General features: G+C 53.1%; 15 protein-coding genes. 8 read left to right on the top strand and 7 right to left on the bottom strand.

The genetic code is table 11. The features are described from left to right. Window position 1: 1 nt before the first annotated feature. On the bottom strand, window positions 2-2,071 hold the full coding sequence (gene gspD / locus B2739_RS00995) for a type II secretion system secretin GspD (protein WP_331344016.1): 2,070 nt from the start codon (window positions 2,069-2,071) through the stop codon (window positions 2-4). A 7-nt stretch (window positions 2,072-2,078) separates the two neighbouring features. Next, a complete protein-coding gene (gene gspC / locus B2739_RS01000) occupies window positions 2,079-3,107 on the bottom strand; it encodes a type II secretion system protein GspC (protein ID WP_331344017.1) in 1,029 nt (342 codons plus the stop codon). Window positions 3,108-3,533: 426 nt separating this feature from the next. On the opposite strand from gspC, the gene B2739_RS17865 reads away from it, so the two are divergent. The 4 genes from B2739_RS17865 to B2739_RS01020 all read left to right on the top strand — a co-directional run bounded on the left by B2739_RS17865 (window position 3,534) and on the right by B2739_RS01020 (window position 7,756). Next, a complete protein-coding gene (locus B2739_RS17865; protein ID WP_414633198.1) occupies window positions 3,534-3,914 on the top strand; it encodes an exodeoxyribonuclease VII small subunit in 381 nt (126 codons plus the stop codon). Then, entirely contained in the window at window positions 3,914-4,801 is an 888-nt protein-coding gene (locus B2739_RS01010) for a farnesyl diphosphate synthase (protein ID WP_331344018.1), read from the top strand. Before B2739_RS17865 ends, B2739_RS01010 begins: the two co-directional genes overlap by 1 nt. A gap of 74 nt (window positions 4,802-4,875) precedes the next feature. Then, entirely contained in the window at window positions 4,876-6,786 is a 1,911-nt protein-coding gene (dxs, locus tag B2739_RS01015) for a 1-deoxy-D-xylulose-5-phosphate synthase (protein ID WP_331344019.1), read from the top strand. Window positions 6,787-6,862: 76 nt separating this feature from the next. Further along, complete coding sequence (locus tag B2739_RS01020; RefSeq protein ID WP_331344020.1) at window positions 6,863-7,756, top strand: chemotaxis protein; 894 nt, start codon at window positions 6,863-6,865, stop codon at window positions 7,754-7,756. On the opposite strand, the gene B2739_RS01025 is transcribed toward B2739_RS01020, so the two are convergent. Then, on the bottom strand, window positions 7,753-8,646 hold the full coding sequence (locus B2739_RS01025) for a LysR family transcriptional regulator (protein WP_331344021.1): 894 nt from the start codon (window positions 8,644-8,646) through the stop codon (window positions 7,753-7,755). The two genes, B2739_RS01020 and B2739_RS01025, sit on opposite strands and share 4 nt — an antisense overlap. A 98-nt stretch (window positions 8,647-8,744) precedes the next feature. Here B2739_RS01025 and B2739_RS01030 point away from each other — a divergent pair, with 98 nt between their 5' ends. From B2739_RS01030 to B2739_RS01040, 3 genes are all read left to right on the top strand, one after another. Then, window positions 8,745-9,857: an S-(hydroxymethyl)glutathione dehydrogenase/class III alcohol dehydrogenase gene (locus B2739_RS01030; protein ID WP_331344243.1), complete on the top strand. Its 1,113-nt coding sequence runs from the start codon at window positions 8,745-8,747 to the stop codon at window positions 9,855-9,857. Window positions 9,858-9,905: 48 nt separating this feature from the next. After that, entirely contained in the window at window positions 9,906-10,757 is an 852-nt protein-coding gene (gene fghA, locus B2739_RS01035; RefSeq protein WP_331344022.1) for an S-formylglutathione hydrolase, read from the top strand. A 415-nt stretch (window positions 10,758-11,172) separates the two neighbouring features. Next, window positions 11,173-12,561 carry a cellulase family glycosylhydrolase gene (locus tag B2739_RS01040; RefSeq protein ID WP_331344023.1) on the top strand — a complete coding sequence of 463 codons (1,389 nt, stop codon included), beginning with the start codon at window positions 11,173-11,175 and terminating at the stop codon, window positions 12,559-12,561. Between the two features lie 433 nt (window positions 12,562-12,994). Here B2739_RS01040 and B2739_RS01045 read toward each other — a convergent pair whose 3' ends face one another. The 4 genes from B2739_RS01045 to B2739_RS01060 all read right to left on the bottom strand — a co-directional run bounded on the left by B2739_RS01045 (window position 12,995) and on the right by B2739_RS01060 (window position 18,897). Further along, window positions 12,995-14,227 carry an MFS transporter gene (locus tag B2739_RS01045; RefSeq protein ID WP_331344024.1) on the bottom strand — a complete coding sequence of 411 codons (1,233 nt, stop codon included), beginning with the start codon at window positions 14,225-14,227 and terminating at the stop codon, window positions 12,995-12,997. Between the two features lie 103 nt (window positions 14,228-14,330). Continuing rightward, a complete protein-coding gene (locus B2739_RS01050) occupies window positions 14,331-15,476 on the bottom strand; it encodes a Gfo/Idh/MocA family oxidoreductase (RefSeq protein ID WP_331344025.1) in 1,146 nt (381 codons plus the stop codon). Between the two features lie 167 nt (window positions 15,477-15,643). Then, complete coding sequence (locus B2739_RS01055; RefSeq protein ID WP_049631128.1) at window positions 15,644-16,696, bottom strand: sugar phosphate isomerase/epimerase family protein; 1,053 nt, start codon at window positions 16,694-16,696, stop codon at window positions 15,644-15,646. A 263-nt stretch (window positions 16,697-16,959) separates the two neighbouring features. Then, on the bottom strand, window positions 16,960-18,897 hold the full coding sequence (locus B2739_RS01060; RefSeq protein WP_331344026.1) for an ATP-dependent DNA helicase RecQ: 1,938 nt from the start codon (window positions 18,895-18,897) through the stop codon (window positions 16,960-16,962). A 556-nt stretch (window positions 18,898-19,453) separates the two neighbouring features. On the opposite strand from B2739_RS01060, the gene B2739_RS01065 reads away from it, so the two are divergent. Further along, the gene (locus tag B2739_RS01065; RefSeq protein WP_331344027.1) at window positions 19,454-22,456 is read left to right on the top strand and encodes a discoidin domain-containing protein; all 3,003 of its coding nucleotides are present in this window, start codon (window positions 19,454-19,456) and stop codon (window positions 22,454-22,456) included. The last annotated feature ends 7 nt before the right edge of the window (window positions 22,457-22,463 follow it).

Genomic DNA, 22,463 nt, shown 5'->3' on the forward strand with positions numbered 1-22,463 from the left:
CTTACTCCCTGGTATCCACAGGCGCAGTGGCATTTGCCTCATTGGCCGCCTTGGTAGCATCAAGGTATTTCTGGATTTGTTCATCCCATTCAGGGATTACTGGCACATCGCGCTCGCGTGTCAGCAACCCTCTTTTGCGGGTAAAGCCCATCTGCTCTTGGCGAATAGCGCGGTATTTTTCTGCAGTCGCCCCGGTCAGTACGCGATCGTCACGAATAATCGTTGGACGGATGAAGATCAACAGATTGGTCTTTACTTTGGTGGACTTCTGGCTGCGGAACAAATGTCCCAATACCGGAATACTGCCCAATACCGGCACGCGGTTATTGGATACCAGCACATCGTCTTTAATCAGGCCGCCAAGCACAACCGTCTGGCCATCGGCCGACAAAATTTGGGTTTTCACTTCGCGCTTGCTGGTGACGGGGCCATCTTCGGTGGTGCGTACAACGCTGGAAATTTCCTGCTCTATATCAAGCACCACACTGTCACCCTCGTTAATGTGTGGCGTCACTTGTAACTTGATACCCACATCTTCGCGATTAATAGTGTTGAATGGGCTGGTAAAACCGGTGTTACCGGTAGTGCCGCCGGTATTACCCAGGCCAGAGTAAGAACCGGTGCGGAAAGGGACTTGTTCACCCACCAAAATAGATGCTTCGGTGTTATCCGTGGTCAGCAGGTTGGGCGTGGAGAGAATGTTGCTGGAGCTATCGGTCTGGAGCATTTTCAATACCGATAAAAAGTCGGTTTTCCCACCTATCCGCCCAACGCCAAATACCTGGCCGGGAATACCGGCAACACCGGCGGCCAGTTGCACAAGAGATTCGCTACCCTCGCCCGTGCCATTGGCTTCAATATCCAAGGCCGCAGCGCCGACTTTGCCCAAGGCACCGCTATTGGTTGAACCACCAAAGCCGTAATCATCACTGCGATACATCCATTCGATACCCAATTCCTTACCATTATCGCTGGAGAGCTCAACAATAATCGCCTCAACCAAAACTTGCGCGCGGCGGATATCCAGACTTTCGATAATCGACAGCATGGTATCCATGGTGTCTACATCCGCAGTGATCAATACCGAGTTGGTGGCTTCATCGGCCTGCACGGCGGGTGGATTACTGTTCGGCGCAGCACCTTCCGCCGCCTTGCCCTGGCCGAGGCTTTGTATCATTCCGGAGAGCACCTTGGCGACATCTTCCGCCTTGGCATATTGAAGATACTCAACCCGTACATTGCTGTTTTTGGATTGCGGACGATCAAGGTCATCGACCAATAATTTGAGACGTTGGCGGCTCAGATCATCTGCACTGATGACCACCGCGTTGGTGCGCTTATCGGCAACAATCACAGGCGGTGAAGTGGTCAGGCCGCGGTTGGGGTCCGGTTTTTCCAGTTGGGTCAGCATCGCCACTACGTCGGTTGCATTTGCATAGCGCAGTGGAATGACATCGGTATGGGTGATACCAATCTTGTCCAGTTGCACCACCAATTCATTCATACGCGCGACGTTGGCGCGGGTGTCGGTGATGATCAGCGCATTGCTGGGCTCATAGGTTGTCAGATGGCCGTATTGCGGGACTAATGGGCGCAATGCCGCAAGGATTTTGGCCGCGCTGGTATTTTTCAGCGGAATGACCTGGGTAATATAGAGGTCATCTTTATTGGTGACATTATTCTCGGTGGGAATTGGCAAGTTGCGCGCATCGCGGTTCATCACAATACGCACGATGTTGCCACTTTCAACAGCGGTAAAACCGTGCACATCGAGCGAAGCTAAAAATAACTCGTATAGCTCCTTCGCATTCAGTGGCTTGCTGTTGATGACCTTGATAGGTCCGCGAACCTTAGGGTCGATAATGAACGTTTTACCCGTCAACCCAGCAATCGACTTGATGACATCCTGAATGTCAGTGTCGTTGAAATTAACCGCCCAACGGGTCTCACCTTGCGCATCAGCGGGTTGCTCCTGCACTTGGGCAAAGCCCGAACAACTCATCCCCATGAGTGTCGCCAGCAACAGGCCGCCGATGATGTTGTTATTGTTACGACCATAAAACCGGATCACGAAAACCTCACTTGAGCATTACGTCTAGGTTAACTGTACTGCCACCGCGCCTGATCTCCAGGTTCGCCGATGTGGCACTACCCATACTTTTGTATATTTCCATAATCTTGCCGGGGCTGCTAAGCGGCACACCATTGACCGCCGTGACTATGTCATCGGTCTGCAGACCCAGCGAGTTGAACATCTCCGCATTGCGCCCCGGGCGAATTTTGTAACCGACCACCTGACCATTTTCACGATAGATACTCATCGCCACTACATCTGCCAACGTCTTGCTTGCAGCAGCGGGGTCGGCAGCAAAGCGCGGCGAATCCACTATCGGGCTTTTATCGACATATAAAGGCGGCTGTTGTTGGAAGGGAGGGTCGGCATAACCGCGCGGATTGGAATTCAGGCTATCTGGCTGGGGAGGAGGAGCAAAAGATGTCGTCAATTTGGGTGCATTGGGATCTTCTTTAAACAGCCATAAAGATTCAAATGTGCCGTTATTGTTGATAATGACACGCACATCCAACACCTTTGCCAGAGTGACATTGGTACCCGCTGGCAGGGTGTCACCCACCGCGTAGACATCCGCACGATCACCTGAGGCAATAATGGCACGCCCGGCTTTGTCATCTGCGCTTCCCAATACACCGCGCAACACAAGATTCAATTGGGTATCAGCAGCATCGTTTTCGATACCCTGATCAGCGGGTTGGATAGCAACCGGAGCTGCCTCCTGGGCACTATCCCCGAAAGGGGTAAGCATTTTAATTTGGGCGATGTTGACTGTATCAGCTGCGGCTGCACCCGATGGGCTATCAGATGCCACCAACATGATAGAGGCTGGCGGAATTTCAGGATTGGGCACTACCAGCCAAAACAAGCGCGCCAGACTGTGGCTCAACCACACAACCAGCAGCAATATCACCAACCACTGCCAACGTTGCAATGGTATCCGCTCCAGCAATGCCAATAGTCTGCGCAGCTGCTGCTCCAACTGGGCGGTGCGCTGCTCGACGGCGGCTCTGTGGGCTACTAATTTGTCTTGCATGGGGTTGATTGATTCCTTCACACAGGAAATACGACGGGAACAGGCGTAGCGGTGGCAATTGTCAGTCGCATCAAAAGCTTAGTGCGTTATGATTATCAAAGCCACGGGATTCTACTCCATCCATATTACAAAAGCGAAATCGTCGAAAACAGCCGTCTTAGCGTGGGCTGTGGCGAGTTTCGGCGCATTTTGGATATAGAAACAACGCAGAAGTTGCAGGATGAATGAAATATGCGACAGATGCCACATAAGATGAGGATCAAACCGAGGGTGATATAAACAAAAAACCCTGATTGCAGGAGGGGGCAATCAGGGTTTTTACAGGATGATGGCCACACCTTGGCGATGGATGTGCTTGATTCCGTTGTAGTCCTTGCTGGAGCCACGTCCTGTGGCAAATTCCTCTGAAGCCATTATTGATGAAACATGCGTCAGGCAATAGTGGCCAATTTCTGTAAATTTTGTAGGAAATATCTCACACGCACGCCAGCCAAAACGCCTGCAGATTTGTACGCGCAGGTTTATAATCCGCCGCCACTCACCGATTGCGAGACAGATCCCATGCCGCCCAAGAAGAAAAGTATCGATTTTGAGCAATCGCTCAGCACACTTGAAAATCTGGTAGCTCGCATGGAGCAGGGTGATATGACGCTGGAGGAATCACTGCAGGCATTTGAAGCCGGTATATCACTGACGCGCGAATGCCAAGCCCGATTGGCCGCTGCCGAGCAGCAAGTAACCAAACTGGTTGAGCAGCAAGATAATATCCGGCTTGAGCCTTTTGATTCCGATGAAGGCGATGCCTGATGTCCGCTGAATTTTCCCACTTTGCATCACATTGCCGCGCCCGCGTAGATGATGCGCTTGACCGTCACTTCCCCATCGGCGAAGACCCGACACAGTTGCGCGCCGCTATGCGCTACAGCCTGTTCAACGGCGGCAAGCGTGTTCGCCCCATCCTGGCCTATGCCAGTGCATTGGCCATCGACCCCGACATCAACCTGGATGTGATAGATCCTGTCAGCTGCGCACTGGAGTGCCTGCATTCTTACAGCTTGGTACATGATGACCTGCCAGCAATGGATGACGATGACTTGCGTCGCGGCAAACCCACCTGCCATATCGCCTTCAGCGAAGCCAACGCCATACTGGCGGGCGATGGCTTGCAAACCCTGGCATTTGAGCTGCTAACCAAAACTGATCTGCCCGCCCCCACACAAATCCGGCTGATCCGTTCATTGGCAGCAGGCTCAGGGGCAGAAGGAATGGTACTTGGTCAGGCAATCGACCTGGCGTCAGTAGATCATCAGCTCGATCTTGCACAAATGGAAACCATGCACAGGCATAAAACCGGTGCACTCATCCGCGCCAGTGTGGCAATGGGCGCTATCAGCGCCGGGGCTAATGACGCACAGATAGCAGCTCTGGACAGCTACGCCGCGGCTATCGGCCTCGCCTTTCAGGTTCAGGACGACATTCTTGATGTCACCGCCGATACCGCTACGCTGGGCAAGCAGCAGGGCGCTGATATCGCACGCAACAAACCAACTTATGTATCCCTGTTGGGCTTGGAAACGGCGCGCGCCAAAGCAGAGGAACTGCATCGTCAGGCACAGGATGCACTTGCAAGCTTCGGCGAAAGCGCTGTGTATTTGCGCCAACTGGCCAGCTATATCGTCCACAGGTCGAACTAGCCAAGCCTCGGGCAAGCCGCCTACAATAGCCATCCACAAGCGGCGCGCCGCACCACTATAAATGATGACCGTGAATGTATAACGAAATCCCCACCAACCGCCCGCCGACGCCGTTGCTCGACAGTATTGATTCACCTGCCGATCTGCGCGCCCTGAGCGAGAAGCAATTGCCGCAACTGGCTGACGAGCTGCGCGCATTTTTGCTGTATTCCGTGGGGCAAACCGGCGGGCATTTTGGTGCAGGCTTAGGCGTTGTTGAACTGACCATCGCGCTGCATTACGTTTACCAGACACCGGAAGACCGCTTGGTGTGGGATGTTGGCCACCAGACCTATCCGCACAAAATCCTCACCTCGCGCCGCGAGCGGATGCTCAGTATCCGCCAGGGCAATGGTTTGTCGGGCTTTCCCAAGCGCGAAGAAAGCCCCTACGATACCTTTGGTGTCGGCCATTCCAGCACCTCGATCAGCGCCGCCCAAGGCATGGCAATCGGCGCCAAAATGGCGGGAATTGAGCGAAAAGTTGCAGCGATCATCGGCGATGGTGCCATGACCGCCGGCATGGCGTTTGAAGCATTAAACCATGCCGCCCACACCGAAACCGATATGGTCGTTGTGCTTAATGACAACAATATGTCCATTTCGCCCAATGTTGGCGGCCTGTCTACTTATCTATCCAAAATCTGGGCGAGCAAGTTTTATAACTCGCTGCGCGAAGGCAGTAAGCAAGTGCTGGGTAAAATCCCGCCCGCATGGGAATTTGCACGCCGCACCGAAGAGCATTTCAAGGGCTTTATGTCGCCCGGTACCCTGTTCGAAGAGATGGGGTTCAACTATGTAGGGCCGATCAATGGCCATGATTTGACCGATCTGGTGCGCTGCCTGCGCAACCTGCGAGAGATAAAAGGCCCCAAGCTGCTGCACATCATCACCCAAAAAGGCAAAGGCTTTGAGCCCGCAGAATTAGATCCTGTTGGCTATCACGCACTCAATAAGATCGAACCCAAAAAAGCCGCGATTGGTGCTGTCAATACACCGAAAAAACTGAAATACCAGGAAGTATTCGGCCAGTGGCTATGCGATATGGCCGCACAGGATGGCAAGCTGGTGGGCATTACCCCTGCCATGTGCGAAGGCTCGGGCATGGTGGAATTTGCACGCACTTATCCCGAGCGTTTTTATGATGTCGCCATCGCCGAACAACACGCTGTCACCCTCGCCGCAGGTATGGCTTGCGAAGGCCAGAAACCGGTTGTCGCGATTTATTCCACCTTTTTGCAGCGCGCCTACGACCAATTAGTGCACGATGTTGCCCTGCAAAAGCTCGATGTCACCTTTGCTATTGACCGTGCAGGCTTGGTCGGTGAAGACGGCCCGACTCATGCGGGAAGCTTTGATATCAGCTTTCTGCGCTGTATTCCCAATATGGTCATTGCCGCCCCCAGCGACGAAGACGAATGCCGCCAATTGCTCCACACTGCCTACCAACATCCTGGGCCAGCGGCTGTACGCTATCCGCGCGGCACCGGTGTTGGCGCTGCAATCCAACCGGATATGCAACTGCTCCCCATAGGCAAAGGGGTGATCAAACACGAGGGCAAACAAGTCGCCCTTCTCTGTTTTGGAACCCTGCTTGCCACAGCGCAGCAAGTTGCCGAGCAATACGGATACAGCCTGTGCGATATGCGTTTTGTTAAACCATTGGATACCGGGCTGATCGAACAAATGACAGCAACCCATGAGTTGCTCGTCACTCTGGAAGAAAACGCGATTGCTGGTGGTGCAGGCAGTGGTGTGTGCGAGTACCTCAATAGCCGCGCACTTAATGTGCCAGTACTGCAACTGGGTTTTAGCGATGAATTCGTGGAACATGCCAGCCAGAAGCAACAATTGGCCAGCCAAGGGTTGGACGCAAAATCTATCGCCGAGCGCATTACACTGCACCTTGACAGCGCCGCCGAAGATACCAAACTGGCGGCGAATTAAACGTTATTTAGCGCTATAGTATTCATTATATAGCGTCGCAATTTTCATCTGCCTAACCTGTGAGGAGCACCGTATTTTGTCATCCTCTAAAGCTGATCACTCCCAAGGGCTGTTGTTATTTCGCCTGCACAACCAGCAACTGTTCGGGCTGGGTACGCTCAAGATCCAGGAGCTGGTTCCCTTCCAGCCTGTTACGCCCATGGTTAACCAGCAACCCGGTATTTTGGGTGCTTTGAATATCCGCGGGCAGACCATGCCCATCGTCGATCTGGCGGCCGCCATTGGCAAAGGCGCCACCCCCAAAGACATGCAGGCCAACAGCTTCATTATCATTACCGATGTACAGCGACAAAAAGTCGGTTTTCTGGTGCGCCAGATCGAGCGCATCGTCGATGCCAATTGGCGGGATATAAGCGCACCGGATAAGTTTTTGGGCAACAGTATCTACATCACCGGCGTCACCCGGGTGGATGAGCAGCTAGTGCAGTTGCTGGATGTGGAGGTGATTATGGCGCGCCTGTTCCCACTCGACCCATCCAAAGCAACCGCTACCATCACCGATGTCGAGCGCGAGCAACTGCGCCCCATGCGTATTTTATTGGTCGACGACTCCCGCACCGCGCGCAAACAACTGAGCGACTCGCTCGATGCGATCAACGTGAAATATCAGGTGACGGACGACGGCCAAAAAGCGCTGGAGATCATGCGCGCAGCCGCCAAAGAAGGGCAACCGATTGATTTGCTGGTCAGTGACATCGAGATGCCCGGGCTGGATGGCTACGAGCTGGCATTTGCCGTGCGCGACGATAAACAGTTGGCGGGCGCCTACATTATCCTGCACACCTCACTGTCCAGCAGTATCAGTGTCAGTCAGGCGCGCCAAGTCGGTGCCGATGAGGCGCTCACCAAGTTTGACGCGCGCGAGCTGATCGACGGCATGTTGCGCGGCGCGGCGAAAAAATCCAGTTAAGCAGACAAAGGTGGCACACCTGCGGCAAAACGCATCGCAAGGAAATCGATAAACAAGCGCACCTTGGGTGCCAGATGGCGCTGTTGCGGATAAACCACCCATACACCGGCATCATTGAAGCGATAGCCATCCAGCACCGATACCAAACGACCATCGGCCAGAAATTTATCCACGTAATAATCCGGCAGTTGCGCCAACCCCAGCCCTTTGAGAGCCGCATCCAGCAGCGCCGGACCGGAGTTGGCCTGCCAGTTGCCGCGCACCACCAGATCTTTGCGCTGCCCATTCTCCTGTAACAGCCAATAGCCACGCGTCCCTACCAAACAATTGTGGCGCTCCAGATCGGTCAGGGTTTGCGGCGCAGAAATGCGCGCGAGATAAGCAGGCGAACCGACGATGTACTCCTGCCGGTCGCACAAGCGCTTGGCGATAAGGGTCGATTCCCGCATCACCCCCATGCGGATCGCCAGATCAAAGCCTTCTTCGATCAGCTCTACCTGTCGGTTACTGAAATACATATTCACCTTGAGCTGCGGGTAAAGAAGCTGGAAATCATTCACCAGCGGGGCGATATAGCGGTCACCAAAAGTGGTCGCAGCAGTGATTTTAAGCAGCCCGGTCGGTTGGCCTTGATGGTGTTGCAGGAGCGATTCCGCCTCGCGCAAGCCGTCGAACAAATGGCGACAGCTTTCGTAATACAACTGACCAGCATCAGTCAGCCGGATTTGGCGCGTGGTGCGATAAAGCAATTGCGTGCCCAGTTGCAGCTCCAATTGGCTGACCAAACGGCTCACATGGGAATTGGATACCTGCAGCTCGCGCGCTGCCGCTGCAAAACTGCCAAACCGCACCACGGCGATAAACGCCTCCACCCGCTCCCAATGCTGCATTGTTGCTCCATAGCAATAATTAAGTGATTTTTAGCTGGCTTATTGCCATTGAGTCACTAGTCTACACTCTGCCACCTATTTTTCTATCCTCAGGAGCCATCATGAAATCACGCGCCGCCATTGCCCTCGCAGCAGGCAAACCATTGGAGTTAGTAGAGATAGATGTACAAGGCCCGAAAGCCGGTGAAGTGCTGGTGCGCATAGTGGCAACCAGCGTCTGCCATACCGATGCCTACACCCTTTCCGGCGCAGACCCGGAAGGAGTATTTCCGGCAGTACTGGGGCATGAAGGTGCGGGGATTGTAGAGGCCGTGGGCGAGGGCGTGACCAGCTTGCAAGTGGGCGACCATGTAATCCCGCTTTACACCGCCGAATGCGGCAAGTGCAAATTTTGCCTCTCGGGCAAAACCAACCTGTGCGGCTCGGTGCGCGCGACCCAGGGTAAAGGCCTGATGCCCGACGGCACCACCCGCTTCTCATTTGAAGGCAAACCGCTGTTCCATTACATGGGCACATCGACTTTCTCGGAGTACACCGTACTGCCGGAAGTCTCGCTGGCCAAAGTGTCCAAAGAAGCTCCGCTGGATAAAATCTGCCTGCTCGGCTGTGGTGTTACCACCGGCATTGGCGCTGTGATCAACACCGCCAAAGTCACCCCGGGTTCAACCGTCGCGGTATTTGGTTTAGGTGCTATCGGGCTTGCGGTCATCCAGGGAGCACAGATGATGAAGGCCAGCCGTATTATTGCCATCGACATCAACCCCGATAAATTTGAACTCGCCCGTCAATTTGGCGCGACCGATTTCGTCAACCCCAAAAACCACGGCGCGCCCATCCAACAAGTGATTGTGGATATGACCGACGGCGGCGTGGATTACTCGTTTGAATGTATCGGCAATGTGAACGTGATGCGCTCGGCGCTGGAGTGTTGCCACAAAGGCTGGGGGGAGTCGATCATTATTGGCGTTGCCGGTGCAGGTCAGGAAATTTCTACCCGCCCGTTCCAACTGGTGACCGGCCGCGTATGGAAGGGTTCGGCGTTTGGTGGCGTAAAAGGCCGCAGCCAATTGCCCGGCTATGTGGAACGCTACATGAACGGCGAAATCAAGATCGACGAGTTTATTACCCACGATATGCCCTTCAGCAAAATCAACGACGCGTTTGATCTGCTGCATGAAGGCAAAAGTATCCGCACTGTGCTGCATTTTTAATTAGCGCTGAGCCTTTAGTTTGCGCTTCGATTTGAATCAGGAGAAAGCATGAGCCAATTAACTGAATTGAGTTCTACCAAAAGTTTTGGTGGCTGGCTTAAACGCTACAAGCATCACTCCAGCACCTTGCACTGCGACATGATTTTTGCGGTTTATCTGCCCCCACAGGCAGAAGCACAAAAAGTCCCGCTACTTTGGTGGCTATCCGGCCTGACCTGTACCGATGAAAACTTTATACAGAAAGCGGGCGCGCAGCGGATTGCCGCTGAGCTAGGCATCGCGATTATCTGCCCCGATACCAGCCCGCGCGGGCTGGATTTACCCGGCGAACACGACAGCTACGATTTTGGCTCTGGTGCAGGTTTCTACGTCAATGCGACTCAGGAGCCCTGGAAAAACCACTACCAAATGTACGATTACGTGACCAAAGAGTTACCGGAGCTTGCCATGGAAAACCTGCCACTTAACGGCCGCGAAGCCATCAGTGGCCATTCCATGGGCGGCCACGGCGCACTGGTATTGGCGCTGCGCCAACCGGGTCGCTACACATCTGTGTCTGCGTTTGCCCCCATCACCAACCCAAGTAATTGCCCTTGGGGGCAAAAAGCGTTTAGCGGTTATCTGGGTGCTGAACGCAATACCTGGGCGCAATACGATGCCTGCGAACTGATCGCAGCAAGAGCATCAAAACAGGAGTTATTTGTCGATCAAGGTGATTCCGATAATTTCAAAACCGAGCAACTCAAGCCCGAGCAATTGCAAGCAGCGTGCAAAGCAGCGGGGCATCCGCTGGTTTACCGCAACCATGCAGGGTACGACCACAGCTACTTTTTTATCGCGAGTTTTATCGAAGATCACCTGCATTACCACGCGCGCCATCTGTTTGGCAGCGCCAGGTAAACTGCATCCACTCCGCATTTTAAAAACTTTTCTGTCAGGGGCTTGCCAAGCCCCTTTTTTTGCACTAGCCTTGTAACCGTTTACATAAATAAAAATAATAACTTATTAGTCATTCAATGCTCATTTATCATCGCACAAATAAATTTTTTACTTAAATCAAACACTTATTTAAAATCCAACACCATAAGCCCAGAGTTTTTGATTCCGGTTAAGCCCCATTAATGGCGAATTATTCGTCAAATTTTTGTAACCGATTACAAAATATCGATTTTGTGAATGCATTGTAAACGCCTAAAACAAAAGGAGAGGATGTCAGGAAGAGTGCCGCAACAGGAAGTTACGACGAACCATGGCTACCGCAAATTGCCCCGTGCAGGGGCGCACTATCGACAATAACCATAATGAGGATATTTCAATGAAAGCATCAACCTTAATCAAACAAGTCTCCGCTATAACGCTGGCAGTTGCCGCCATTAACGCCAGCGCTGGTATTTACGTTTCCGGTAGTACCGTTTACGAAAACAGCTCGCCGTTTGTAATGCGCGGGGTCAATGTCGCCCATGCCTGGTATGCCGATAAAACCAGTAGTTCGCTCAGCGACATCGCTAAAACCGGTGCCAACACAGTCCGTGTGGTACTGGCTACTGGAAAGCTGTGGAGTAAGACATCAGAGTCACAAGTCGCGAGTATTATTAGCCAAGCCAAAGCCAACAAACTGATCACCGTTCTCGAAGTGCACGACACCACAGGCTACGGCGAGCAGACGGCGGCAACCCTGAGCGAGGCAGTAGATTATTGGATCAGCATTAAAAACTCGCTGATCGGGCAAGAGGATTACGTCATTATCAATATTGGCAATGAGCCTTTTGGGAATGGGCAATCTGCAAGTGCATGGACCGATGGCCACAAAAATGCCATCAGCCGTCTGCGTGCTGCCGGTTTCAAGCACGCATTGATGGTCGACGCCGCTAACTGGGGGCAGGATTGGCAAAACATCATGCGCGATAACGCCGCCAGTGTATTGGCCAGCGACCCGCAGAAAAATGTGATTTTTAGCGTGCACATGTATCAGGTATACAACAACGCCAGCAGTATCAACAGTTATATGTCGTCGTTCAAAAACAATGGACTGGCGTTGGTGGTGGGCGAGTTTGCTGCAGATCACTTTGGTGAGAATGTCGACGAAGCATCGATCATGAGTTACGCCAAGCAGTATGGTTATGGCTATCTCGGCTGGTCTTGGTCAGGCAATGGCACAGGTTTGACTTCACTCGATATCGCCCAGAACTTCAATGCCAGCACCTTGAGCAGTTGGGGAAATACTCTAATTAATGGTTCCAACGGGATCAAAGCAACATCAAAAGTAGCGACCATCTTCGGCGGCAGCAGTAGCTGCAGCGCCACCACTGTCACACCTTACTTGCGCGTCAATAGCGGTAGCTGGCAGCAAACAGCAGCAGTGACCGTCAGCTCCGGTGCACGAGTCGAGTTTGGGCCTCATCCCACCAGCGGTGGCTCATGGAGTTGGTCGGGTTGCGGCACTTCCGGTACCAGCCGCGCGCAAAACGTTACTATCAGCAGTGCGTGCAGTGCGACTGCGACCTACACCAACAGTTGCGGCACCAAAAGTACGCGCCAATTCACGATCAGCTTAACTGGCACATCCAGTAGTTCATCCGTGGCTTCTGGTGGAACCTGCAATTGGTACGGGACCAGCTACCCAATCTGTATTAATGCCAGCTCAGGCTGGGGTTGGGAAAATAATAAAAGCTGCATAGCGCAAAGCACTTGTAACTCACAGTAATTTCTTAAGACTTCAGGAGTTATTCCCCCCCTTGGACGATGTGCGAAAGTGCATCGTCTTTTTTATTGCAGGGCGCGAACACAACATTATCAGAATGTCGCTGAAAGAGAGTACAAAGGGGGAAATTGCGAAAGTAGCGAGGAAAAATTGGAGGAAGAACGTATACAGAAGGAAGAAGGTGGAAACTCAAGTCCCTTTGAGCTCACTAAACCACTCACTCATATCATGGTCATGCCCGTTCTTTATACTCTTGGTTTTTTAAAAAACCCAATTCGCCCTGCAATAAATGTGATGCAAATCCCATATTTGTCGTCAAATGCATCAACTTATTACAAGATATTACAGCTTTTTATAATGTGACGCTTTTATCAACGCCAAAAAAAGCGCCCTTGGGCGCTTTTTTTGGAATAAGCCGAAGCCGATAAGCCTGTGTTTATTCGCTGTGGGCAAAACGTTTGCGCAGTATAAACAGCACACTGAAGGCGATGATCAATACACCTGGAATCATCGCCAGATTCTGCAGGGTTGCTTGACCTGCAACTAACTCAACCGCATCACCGGTCACACCGCTGGCAACCGCTTCTGCTTTCGCATCATCCAACCAGCCGCCAATCACCGGGTTCCACATACTGACCGAGAACATGCCCGCACCGCCCATCAGGGACATACCCAAGGCACCGGTTTTAGCGGTGTACTCGCTGGTAAAGCCGATCATGGTTGGCCAGAAATAAGTGACGCCCAGCGCGAATACGGCTGCGGATACATAAATCATGAAGCCTGATGCCTGGCTCAACAGCAACAAACCGATTGTGGTCACGATCGCCGACATCACCAATACACCGGCTGGGTTAAATGCATGTACGAGCGGGCCGGCAAAGAAACGGCCTAACGCCATCAAGCCTGCGGTCAATGCCAGAATCATCATCGGATGCACATCGGAGGATTCAAAAATACGGCCCACCCATTGCTGCGCGCCAAACTCGGAGATGGCGGTCATGGTCATGCACACGATCATGAACAAGAACAGCGGCGAGAAGAGCGCTTTGATATTGGTCGCGGTTGAGGTCTCGGAATTGGCCATGCTAGGGAAAGGTTGACCGAAAATCATGAAGCCGTAGATCAGCGTCGGGATGATCATGATCGCGATTTGCATCTGCCAGCCCAAGCCCAATTTGGTCATCAGCGCCGACACCAGTGAGCCGATCACAATACCGCCCGGGAACCACACATGGAATTTATTGAGCATCGCGGTTTTGCGAGTGTGATAAATATCGGCAATAAGCGGGTTACACGCCGCTTCAACCGAGCCGTTGGCGAAGCCGATAAAGAAGCTCGACAACAACAGCGTCCAAAAACCGCCGGCGGTAATGGTCATAATCAGCCCGAGTAAATGGCAGGCAAATGCCAGATACATCAGCGTACGCGCACCAACGTAGTTATAAATCAAACCGCCGAACATCATGGCAATTGGGAAACCCAAAAATGCCATGCCATTGATCCAACCCAGCTCGGTGTTGTTGAAATTAAATTTAACGCTGAGCTCGCTCAAAATACCCGCGCGAATCGCGAAGGTCATGGCGGTTACGATCAGCGCAATACAACACGCCATAAATAACCGCTGGGGATTGATTGTCGCAGGGGATAGCGTCGCAGAGGAGGTGGTCATAATGGGTTTACCTTTTGTTATTGTGATCGTTTATGTTGTCATCATTTGTATTGCGCGCGGTAAAACAGCACCGCGCGTTTTAGTCAAAAATGCCTGAAAAACCTTATGCCAGCGGTGTCCAAACACCATCGTGCTGACTTGAGGTTAGCACAGCGTTAATAAAGCGCATGCCTTCCACACCGGTGTCGATATTCGGTACCCAGTTTTGCAAAAAGTGCGCTTCACCTTGCGCGCGTGCAACCAAAATATCGGCGATGTCTTTGTACAAGTTGGCGAAACCTTCGAGATAACCTTCCGGATGCCCGCCCGGTGTACGCATGCCGCGCGCGGCAATTTCACTGCCGATATCACCGCGACGGGTGATGCGCTGGCGGGGCTTGTTTAATTCAGCAAACCACAATTCATTGGGGTTTTCCTGCGCCCATTCGATACCGGCTTTATCGCCAAACACGCGGATGCGCAAACCATTCTCGCAACCTGGTGCCACCTGGCTGCTCCACAACATGCCTTTCGCACCGCCATCAAAACGCAAGAGCGCGTGCACGTTGTCGTCGACCAAACGGCCATCGACAAAACTGGTTAAATCCGCACTCACAGCGCTGAGTTTTTGCTGGGTAATAAAACGCGCAAGTTGGAACGCGTGGGTGCCGATATCACCCAAACAACCCGCTGCACCGGAGCGCGCAGGATCAGTGCGCCATGACGCTTGTTTGTTGTCATCGCCCGCCGCTTCGGTCAACCATTCTTGTGGATACTCCACTTGCACTACGCGGATTTTTCCAAGCTTGCCCTGTTCAACCAATTCACGCGCGTAACGCACCAGAGGGTACGCAGAATAATTGTGGGTGAGCGCAAAGAAGCAGCCGCTTTTTTTCACGATCTGCTCAAGCTCCAACGCCTCTTCTAACGTGCGCGTGACCGGCTTATCGCAAATCACATCAATGCCCGCTTCCAAACACGCTTTGGCGACGGGAAAGTGCATATGGTTAGGCGTAACGATCACCACCGCTTGAATACCATCGGCGCGTGTTTTTTCCACGCGCAACATTTCTTCGTAAGAGGTGTAAGCGCGATCAGCAGCGATATGTAAATCAGCCGCTGATAATTTTGCATTTTCCGGATTGGATGAAAGCGCACCGGCGACCAATTCAAAACGGTCATCCAAACGTGCAGCAATTCGATGCACCGCACCGATAAATGCACCGCGGCCACCGCCAACCATTGCATAACGAATTCGTGGAGTTGTCATAACAATAACTCTTCAATAATTTTTGCAGGGAATCGTCATCCCGGTACAGCGGGGTAACGATAACTGGTTCATCAGGGAATCGTCATCCCCGCTTGCGGGGATCCATAGGTCTTAACCCAAAATCAAAAGTTGGACTCCCGCAAGCGGGAGTGACGAAAATAAATAATTTACAGACCAAGAATCCTACGATTCTTCGCTTCATCAATTCCGCTTTTTGCAAAATCATCAAACGCGCGCTCAGTCACTTTAATGATGTGTTGCTGGATAAATGGCGCACCTTCTGCCGCACCCACTTCCGGATGCTTCAGGCAGCATTCCCATTCCAACACCGCCCAGCCGTCGTAATCGTAGGCTGCGAATTTGGAGAAAATTTGTTTGAAATCCACTTGGCCATCGCCCAGTGAGCGGAAGCGGCCCGCGCGATTCACCCAGCTCTCATAACCGCCGTAAACGCCTTGCTGCGCGCTCGGGTTAAATTCCGCATCTTTCACATGGAACATTTTGATGCGCGCGTGATAGCGGTCGATAAACGCCAGATAATCGAGTTGCTGCAGCACAAAGTGCGATGGGTCGAACAAAATATTCGCGCGCGGATGATTGTCTACTGCCGCGAGGAAACGCTCAAAGGTCGCACCGTCGTGCAGGTCTTCACCCGGATGGATTTCGTAGCACACATCCACACCGGCTTTATCAAACGCATCCAGAATCGGCAGCCAACGCTCGGCCAATTCTTCAAACCCTTTTTCCACCAGACCAGCGGGGCGCTGTGGCCATGGGTACAAGTATGGCCAGAGCAGCGCACCGGAGAAGGTCGCATGGGCATTCAGGCCGAGGTTTTTGCTCGCCTGCGCCGCCATCATTAATTGCTCAACCGCCCATGCCTGACGCGCTTTGGGGTTGCCGCGAACCGATTCAGGCGCAAAACCGTCGAACATATCATCGTAAGCCGGATGCACAGCCACTAGCTGGCCTTGTAAATGGGTCGACAATTCCGTCGCAACCAAACCGTGTTTGGCCAGGGTCGCCTGGATTTGGGCGCAGTATTCCGGGCTTTTTGCCGCCTGCTCCAGATCGAACAGTCGCTTGTCCCAGGTTGGGATTTGCACGCCTTTAAAACCCAAACTCGCCACCCAACCGGCGATCGAATCCAGACTGTTGAAGGGAGCTTCATCGCCCGCAAATTGGGCGAGGAAAATAGCGGGGCCTTTGAGGGTTTTCATGGTAATTCTCCGGCAGTGGCGGGACGGCGCGCGTCCATATTGTTTTTAATGTATCTGTTTGTTTTTAACGTGTCGTTTTCAATGTTTCGACTGCGCAGACAGGCCTGCGCAGCGACAAATATCGGATTTATTATTTCAGGCGCAAGACTTTATGCCATGTCGCCCAAGGGAGCGATACGCCAAAACAGTTATTTACACTTCTTATAGTACTTATAACCCAAAGCTACCCGACGGGCAGCTCCAAGGTCAATCATAGACTGCTTTTAATGAAGCCCCGCCAATACTCCGGCAAACGCCACGCCCGCCAAGGCACCAAATGCAGGGTGGGATTTAAGTGCCGAGCGGCTGGTGGCCGGGCTGGGCAAGCCACACAAAAACCGCGCCATTTGGCGTGGCTGGCGCAATACGGCATGACCTTCACTTTTTAAGCTGGCGATCAGGTTTTGCTGCGCCGATGTAAGCGGTACAGCCATGGGCAATTCAACCTGAGCAGATGATGGGTTGCGGCAGTGATTGCAGATGCCGCAGGACGACGCGCTGGCCTCGCCAAAATAGTGCATCAACTGCTGGCTTAAACACGCAGGGTTATTCGCAAACGCGAGCACACTGTGGATGCGTTTGATATCGCGCGCTTCACGCTCGGCAAAGAGTGTATTTAAATGTTCACACAGCGCGTTGAGTTTTTCCGGTGAATTGATCGACTGATTATTTTTGTAACCCTGGCGCAAATTGGCGACGGTTAATTCAATCCACCCTTTTTCGGCGATGTACTCCAGCGCTTTGGTGATGCGCTCTTTGGGTTCATTTAATTGCTGCGCAATGCTGAGCATATCGAGCGTCAACCATTTTCTACCCATGCGCCCGGCGGAAAATAATTGCTGCAAAAACGCAGCGCGCCCTGCATCGAATTGCGACAAAATAAATTGTTTATCCTGGATGAAACTGACTTTGTATTCGGTGTAAAACGGGCTCTGGGCGCTGATGACATTTTGCAACTCAAGATAGGTGAGCGCGGTATTTAATACCAGCGGACGCAAATCAAATTGGTGCGACAACTCGTAAGTGGAAATATCAAATACATCATCAAACGCGAGCAAATGCTCCACTAGCGCACGCACACTTTCTGCTGTCGGTGTATCACCGTAGGTAAAATTTTCCAGCGTGCGCATGTCATCGCCCACCGCCAGCATTTCGCACAGCGACGGATTGCCATCGCGCCCAGCGCGGCCAATTTCCTGCACGTAATTTTCTATCGATTTGGGCAAATTAAAATGGTAAACCGCGCGGATATTACTTTTATCGATCCCCATTCCAAACGCGATTGTCGCCACTACAATCGGCACCTCACCGCTCATAAACTGGTTTTGCACCTGCTCGCGCTCGTCGTCTTTTAAACCGGCGTGATAGTGCGCTGCACTCAAACCCGCAGCATTGATTGCAGCGGCAACCTCTTCTGCGGTTTTTTGCAGGGTGACGTAGACAATAGTCGCGGCATCACGCGGGTGTTTGTGCAAACGCGCGAGCAATAATTCCATCCGCGTTTCAGCCGTGCAGGGTGTAACACGCAATTGCAAATTGGAGCGCGCAAAGCTGGTCTGAATGTGATGCTCTGGTTGTATCGCAAATTGTTTGCAAATATCGGCAGCCACACTGGGCGTTGCCGTAGCGGTTAACGCAAGCACACGTTCAACGCGCAATTTTTTGGCAAGGTCAGCAAGCAGCAGATAATCCGGGCGGAAGTTGTGACCCCACTCGGAAATACAGTGGGCTTCATCAATGGCCAATAAGCTGATGTTTAATTGCCCGAGCCGCTGCACAAAACGTTCGTTCTTCAAGCGCTCGGGTGAGACATACAATAATTTCAAACTGCCGTTGTGCAGCGATGAATAGATCACTTGCGTCTCTTCTTTGCTGAGCGATGAATCCAAACGCGCGGCGCTGATGCCCAAGGCCTGCAGTGCATCCACTTGATCTTTCATCAACGCAATCAGCGGTGATACCACCAGCGTCAATCCATCCAATAATAGTGCGGGCAATTGATAGCAAAGACTTTTGCCACCGCCGGTGGGAAACACCGCGAGCGCGGAGTGCCCTTGCAGCAGCGCGTTAATCACTGCCTCTTGCCCGGGGCGGAATGCGGGCAATTTAAAGGTGTTTTGTAACAGTTGTGCAGGTGTTGTCATGGTGATTCCTGTTGTCATTGTTTGCCTTCCCTGTGCGAATGTCGGTTGATATTCATGTTGCGCGCATCATAAACATATCGCTGATCATTGTGGCTAGCAGGCAGCCCGTTTTCCTGCACAAATCGCAGTGCGCTACTTCACGTAAATCCGTCCCACTTTTGTCTTTCAGGTTTGCGCGGTGAACAACTCAACGTCAGTGATCAAACGGCGCGCAGCCCGCTTTTTTACTTGCATCACAAAAATGCATTTCCCTTCTTTCATACGTCGCCCGAGCGAAAATCTTAATTAATTGATTAGCAATGATTTTTAGCCCGTAGGTTTGTTGCGGCTTATCCGAACACTGTCATTTGCGTTCGATGCAACCGTCAGGACGACAGTTTTTTTCAGCTTTCTACAATGGCTGCACCACATTGCCCGCTTACAGGAACTGCTGGCTGCAGCGCTTCTTTTTTAAGGGAGGTACGACCGGTGATGTGCGGCCGGATTCAGGCCGGGATGGCACGCGAATCCATTCCCACGACACAGTTCTATTAACCAAAAATCCCTACATAAAAATAACCCTGGAGTATCCAGCATGTTAAAGCAGCATTTAGTGCGGCTGGGGGCGTTGTGCGTGCCCTTGGCCTTGAGTGTATTTTCCCCCGCAGCGTCGGCACAGACGCTGTTATCCCAAGGCAAACCCGCCGTGGCCTCAACGCAGGAAGGCGCTGCGCTAGCCGTCGCTATGGCGTTTGATGGCAACACCGGCACTCGCTGGGGCAGTGTATTTGCCGATCCGCAGTGGATTACGGTCGATCTGGGGCAGGTCGCCAGTATCAACCGCGTACTGTTGAACTGGGAGGCGGCTTACGGCAAGGCTTACCAGATCCAGGTGTCTGACAACGGCACCAGTTGGACCAATATCTATTCCACCACCAACAGCGATGGCGGCATTGACGACCTTGCCATTAATGGCAGCGGCCGCTACGTGCGCATGTACGGCACGGCGCGCGCCAATGGGTACGGCTACTCGCTGTGGGAGATGCAGGTGTACGGCCAATTTGGCCAAACGGCGAGTTTGCTCTCGCGCAATGCGCCAGTAACAGCATCATCGCAAGAGGGCGGTTTTACCGCCGCAAGCGCGGTGGATGGCAACACCGCTACCCGCTGGGGCAGTAACTTTAACGATGCCGAGTGGATCACGCTCGATCTGGGCTCCAGCGCCAACCTGAGCAAAGTGGTGCTCAATTGGGAGGCGGCCTACGGCAAGTCGTATCAGATACAGGTGTCGGATAATGCCAGTAATTGGTCAACGGTCTACTCCACCACCAATAGCGATGGCGGTATCGACGAGATCACGCTGTCTGGCAGCGGCCGCTATGTGCGCATGAATGGCGTGGCGCGCGGAACCGGTTACGGCTATTCGCTGTGGGAGTTTGATGTGTATGGCAGCCGCAGCGGTGGTACGGGTTCATCGTCTGCACCATCATCGATTGCACCATCAAGTTCAGTGGCGCCATCGAGCAAATCGTCTGTTCCGGCAACATCTTCGTCTGTCGCTGTCACCTCGTCGTCAGCACCGGCAACTTCATCATCGGTTGCGCCTTCATCGCGCTCATCGTCACTATCGTCCTCGTCGGTCTCATCTACTGATCAGTGCGGCAGTGTGCTCAATGCACCGACTGGCTTGTCTGCGACCGGTGTCACTACAACCGGCCTGACACTCTCCTGGACGGCACCTTTCACGTCAGTTCCACCGTGCAATGCAACGGGTTACCGCGTGTACCAAAACGGCACTCTTGTGGCATCGCCAACCGCAACCAATGCGGTGATTACCGGCCTGACCCCGAATACGGTTTACTCGTTCACCGTAGTGGCGATTAACCGCGTCGGTGCCTCTGCGGCCAGCGCGCCTTTCCCGGTATCCACCGAGAGCGATAGCGCGTCGGTTAACTTTGGCAGCAACGTGACTATTTTTGATCCGTCGATGCCGCAAGCGCAGATCCAGGCCAAGATCAATAAGATCTACGAGCGCCAGCGCGACAACCAATTCGGCACCCCGCGCGATGCGATTATGTTCAAACCGGGTACCTACAATGTGGAGATTCCGGTTGGCTTCTTCACCCACGTGATCGGCCTGGGCGCGCTACCGGATGATGTGCATATCGTCGGCCAAGTGGTCTCCTACCCCGTGCTGCCCAACAACAACTCGACGCAAAACTTCTGGCGCGGTATCGAGAACTTCTCGGTCACCCCACCGGGCGGCGGCATGTTGTGGTCGGTATCACAAGCAGCTCCCATGCGCCGTATGCATGTGCGCAACAACAACCTGATCCTGCACTATTACGGCGGTTGGGCAAGCGGCGGCTGGCTGGCAGATTCCAAAGTGGATTACGACATTGGCACCGGCTCGCAGCAGCAGTGGGTATCGCGCAACAGCCAATGGGGCAGTTGGACCGGCAGCCTATGGAACATGGTGTTTTTGGGTATCGCCAACAACCTGCCCGGCGGCACTTGGCCAGCCTCGGCCAATACCTTTATCGATAGCACTCCAGTGATCCGCGAAAAACCGTTCCTGTACCTGAACAATGGCAATTACGAAGTGTTTGTGCCGTCACTGCGCACCAACAGCAAAGGCCTGTCGTGGGCGAATGGACAATCGGCAGGCAGCTCATTGCCGATCAGCCAGTTCTACGTTGCCCGCGCCGGTGTCGATAACGCCACCACCATCAACGCGGCGCTCAATCAGGGTAAAAACCTGCTGCTCACACCCGGTATTTACCCGCTGGCGGACTCGATCAAAGTCAACCGCGCCAACACCATCGTACTGGGCATGGGCTACGCGACCCTGACCCCAACCAATGGCAATAGCGTGTTGGACGTGGCGGATGTGGACGGCGTTACCGTATCGCACTTGATGGTCGATGCCGGTGTAACCAATTCGCCGGTATTGATCCGCATTGGCGAGAACGGCAGCAACGCCAGCCACACGTCTAACCCGACGGTATTGCACGATGTCTTTGTGCGCGTGGGCGGTAACGGCGTTGGCCGCGCGGGCGTAAGCCTGTTGGTGAACAGCAGTGACGTGATCATCGACCACACCTGGTTGTGGCGCGCAGACCACGGCGATGGCGTGGCCTGGGACTTGAATACCGCGGCCAATGGCTTGATCGTGAACGGCAATAACGTATCGGCTTACGGTTTGTTTGTGGAGCACTATCAGGAATATCAGGTGCTGTGGAACGGCAACAACGGCAAGACTTATTTTTATCAGTCTGAAATTCCCTACGATCCACCTACGCAAGACCAATGGCGCAGTGCAGCGGGCGTAAACGGTTGGGCATCGTACAAAGTCGCTGACAGCGTAACGCAACACGATGCACGCGGCATGGGCATCTACGCCGTGTTCCTGCGCCCGAATGTATTCCTGTCGCACGCGATAGAAACACCGACCTCACCCAATGTGAAATTTGAACATATGGTGACGGTAAACCTGACCAACGATGGCGGCATCCAACGCGTGATCAATAACACTGGCGATCCAACCCCACCGGGTATTGCGGTGCAAACTCCGCGTGTGACTAGCTATCCGCAATAAGTAAATT

The organism is Cellvibrio sp. UBA7661 (assembly GCA_002483365.1).
Classification (GTDB): domain Bacteria; phylum Pseudomonadota; class Gammaproteobacteria; order Pseudomonadales; family Cellvibrionaceae; genus Cellvibrio.

Bases quoted from the DNA above. Each gene is read 5' to 3' on its own strand.
- B2739_RS01045 (WP_331344024.1), bottom strand. From the start codon at position 14,227: ATGACCACCTCCTCTGCGACGCTATCCCCTGCGACAATCAATCCCCAG.
- dxs (WP_331344019.1), top strand. From the start codon at position 4,876: ATGTATAACGAAATCCCCACCAACCGCCCGCCGACGCCGTTGCTCGAC.
- B2739_RS01050 (WP_331344025.1), bottom strand. From the start codon at position 15,476: ATGACAACTCCACGAATTCGTTATGCAATGGTTGGCGGTGGCCGCGGT.
- gspC (WP_331344017.1), bottom strand. From the start codon at position 3,107: ATGCAAGACAAATTAGTAGCCCACAGAGCCGCCGTCGAGCAGCGCACC.
- B2739_RS01010 (WP_331344018.1), top strand. From the start codon at position 3,914: ATGTCCGCTGAATTTTCCCACTTTGCATCACATTGCCGCGCCCGCGTA.
- B2739_RS17865 (WP_414633198.1), top strand. From the start codon at position 3,534: ATGCGTCAGGCAATAGTGGCCAATTTCTGTAAATTTTGTAGGAAATAT.
- B2739_RS01040 (WP_331344023.1), top strand. From the start codon at position 11,173: ATGAAAGCATCAACCTTAATCAAACAAGTCTCCGCTATAACGCTGGCA.
- B2739_RS01060 (WP_331344026.1), bottom strand. From the start codon at position 18,897: ATGACAACAGGAATCACCATGACAACACCTGCACAACTGTTACAAAAC.
- B2739_RS01065 (WP_331344027.1), top strand. From the start codon at position 19,454: ATGTTAAAGCAGCATTTAGTGCGGCTGGGGGCGTTGTGCGTGCCCTTG.
- fghA (WP_331344022.1), top strand. From the start codon at position 9,906: ATGAGCCAATTAACTGAATTGAGTTCTACCAAAAGTTTTGGTGGCTGG.
- B2739_RS01025 (WP_331344021.1), bottom strand. From the start codon at position 8,646: ATGCAGCATTGGGAGCGGGTGGAGGCGTTTATCGCCGTGGTGCGGTTT.
- B2739_RS01055 (WP_049631128.1), bottom strand. From the start codon at position 16,696: ATGAAAACCCTCAAAGGCCCCGCTATTTTCCTCGCCCAATTTGCGGGC.